Annotated in this window: 2 protein-coding genes and 1 pseudogene; 2 read left to right on the top strand and 1 reads right to left on the bottom strand. The window is 72.5% G+C overall.

The window, feature by feature from the left end; translation table 11 throughout:
* Positions 1-114: 114 nt before the first annotated feature.
* Positions 115-543, top strand: coding sequence for a hotdog fold domain-containing protein (locus AC2VNT_RS06200; RefSeq protein WP_486946018.1), 429 nt, complete (start codon positions 115-117; stop codon positions 541-543).
* An 11-nt stretch (positions 544-554) separates the two neighbouring features.
* Here AC2VNT_RS06200 and AC2VNT_RS06195 read toward each other — a convergent pair whose 3' ends face one another.
* Positions 555-2,159 carry a carboxylesterase/lipase family protein gene (locus tag AC2VNT_RS06195; protein ID WP_486946017.1) on the bottom strand — a complete coding sequence of 535 codons (1,605 nt, stop codon included), beginning with the start codon at positions 2,157-2,159 and terminating at the stop codon, positions 555-557.
* 115 nt (positions 2,160-2,274) lie between these two features.
* Between AC2VNT_RS06195 and AC2VNT_RS06190 the strand changes: the two are divergent.
* A pseudogene (locus tag AC2VNT_RS06190) lies at positions 2,275-2,443 on the top strand (cytochrome P450); the annotation flags it as partial.

Raw genomic sequence — 2,443 nt, 5'->3', positions numbered from 1 at the left:
ACAGGTCAAAGATCCCGCGTGTCCGTCGATTGCGCACTACTTATTACCCTTGAGTAAGGTGAAGGCGTGGCCGGTTCAACCAAGACATACCAGGCGTGGCGACGGCTCGCCGGGATGCCCGGCGGCAGCCGGCTGTTCTCGGCGGTGGCGATGGCCCGGGTCCCGTATTTCGCCTCGGTCCTGCCGCACGTGGTGCGGATGGAACCGGGCCTGGCCGAGGTTCTGGTGCCGAAGTGGCCGTTCGTCTACAACCACCTGCACACCGTGCACGCGATCGCGTCGTGCAACGCCGCCGAGATCGCGATGGGCATGCTGATGGAGGCCACCGTGCCGCCCAGTCACCGGTGGATCCCGAAGGCGATGACCGTGCAGTACCTCCAGAAGGCGACCACGTCGCTGCGCGCGACCGCCCAGCTGGACCCGCCGGACTTCGCGGGCATCACCGAAGGGGCCGAGGTCGTCGTCCCGGTCAGCGTCACCGACCGGCACGGTGTCGAGGTGGTGCACGCCGAGATCACCACCTGGGTGACCCTGGCCGGCTGACGCCGCCGCACTCACCGGTCGCCGCGGACGCCGGCCCAGAACGGGCACTGGTGCACGGCCGCGAAGTCGGTCACCGCCCGGCTTCCGTCGGCGCGCAGCGACATCCACGAATCCGGGCCGGCCGGCCAGGCGGGTTGGTCTGCCACGGCCGGCGCGCCGGTGGCGACGAACCGGCTCCAGTACCCGACCATCTGGTCGGCCAGCCGACGCTGCTCGGCGTCCAGCGGCGGCAGGTCACCGGCGACGTCGAACAGGTAGCGCAGATCCAGTGAGTGGCTGGCGCCGAGCGCAAACGGCACCTGCTGGTACATCGGCGGGGCCGGCGCCCGCGGGTCGTCGAATTCGTAGCCGTAGACCGCCGGCGACCCCTTGGCGAACCCGTCGGCCAGCCGGTCGGCGAGGCAGGAGAAGACGTCGTCGGTGACGGCGGTGGCCAGCGCCAGCGAGGCGTTCCCGGCGTACCGGGCCGGCGGGTAGTGCTCGGCCACCGCTGGTCCGTCCGCGGCGCCGAACGTCTCGGACAGCACCTCGGGGTACTCCGCGGCGCTGAATTCCCGACCCATCACCAGGTAGCGCAGCGCGACGAACATGGTGAACTCGTCGCGAGTGGTCCCGACCAGCACCGGCACCCGGGCCGCACCGCCCGCGACGATCGTCCGCACCGGATCGGCCGGCAGCGTGTGGGTGCCGACGACCGGGCCGCTGAGCTGATCGGTGCCGAAGCGCGCGTACCAGAGCGGCGCGACGAACCGCTCGGCCGGCAGCCCGCGCAGGCACGCCGCGGCGATCGCTTCATCGACGCAGCCCACCGCGGCGGCGTAGTCACGGCTGATCCGCCGGGCGGCCGGCACGTCGGCCAGCGCGGCGCACGGGCCGCTCTGGATGATCGCCGCCCGGAACAGCCCGGCCGACTCCGGCGCCACCAGGTGGTCGCAGACCGACATCCCCCCCGCCGACTCGCCGGCGATGGTCACCTTCATCGGGTCGCCCCCGAAGCCGGCGATGTTGTCCCGAACCCAGCGCAGCGCCGCCTGCTGGTCGGCCAGCCCGTAGTTTCCGGGCTCGCCCAACGTGGGATCGGCCAGGAAGCCGAGCGCCCCCAGCCGGTAGTTGACGGTGACGACGATGATGTTGCCGCGCACGGTCAGTCGCCGCGCGTCGTAGACGTCCCCGCTGCCCTTCAGGAAGCTGCCACCGTGGATCCAGACCAGCACCGGCAGCGCCCGAGACGCACTGCCGGTCGGTGTCCACACGTTCAGCATCAGGCAGTCCTCGCCGGTCGCCCCGCCGGCCTCCGGCTGGACGCACCACGGGCCCGGCTTGTCGGCGTCGCGCACGCCCGACCACGATCCGGCGGGCTGCGGAGGCTGCCAGCGCAGTGGTCCGACCGGTGCGGCGGCGTAGCGAATCCCTTGGAACAGCCGGTGATCCGGGTGGATCACGCCGCGCAGCAGCCCGTCGACGGTGCGCACCACCCCGGCATCCAACACCACCTCGGCCGATGGCGCGTTGACCGACGCCGGGGCCGTGGTACTCCCGGTGCGGGCACAGCCGGCGACCACCGCCGCGATCGCCAGCAGCGCAGCCACACACCGATGCGCGGATCCGGTGGACATGGGCTTCGAGCCTACGGGCCGCGACCGTGCGCGCCGGAGCCGGTCGCGGCAAAGCGCCACCGCGATCACCCGGGATCGCCCACACTGGAGGGCACCCCCGCCGCCAGGAGTGACCATGAACGCGCCCATCGTCGACGCCGCCGCAGCGGTGTTCACCGACCCGACCGCCTTCACCGACGAGCCGCGGCTGCACGCGGCGCTGACCCACCTGCGCGCCCGGGCGCCGGTGTCGCTGGTGGACCACCCGCCGTACCGGCCGTTCTGGGCGATCACCAAGCACGCCG

The sequence above is a fragment of the Mycobacterium sp. TH-M15 genome, from assembly GCF_057473705.1.
This window is presented reverse-complemented; position numbering and strand designations above follow the sequence as displayed.

What these genes read in the sequence shown, in the direction of transcription:
- AC2VNT_RS06200 (WP_486946018.1), top strand. Translation starts at nt 115, where the DNA reads ATGCCCGGCGGCAGCCGGCTGTTCTCGGCGGTGGCGATGGCCCGGGTC.
- AC2VNT_RS06195 (WP_486946017.1), bottom strand. Translation starts at nt 2,159, where the DNA reads ATGTCCACCGGATCCGCGCATCGGTGTGTGGCTGCGCTGCTGGCGATC.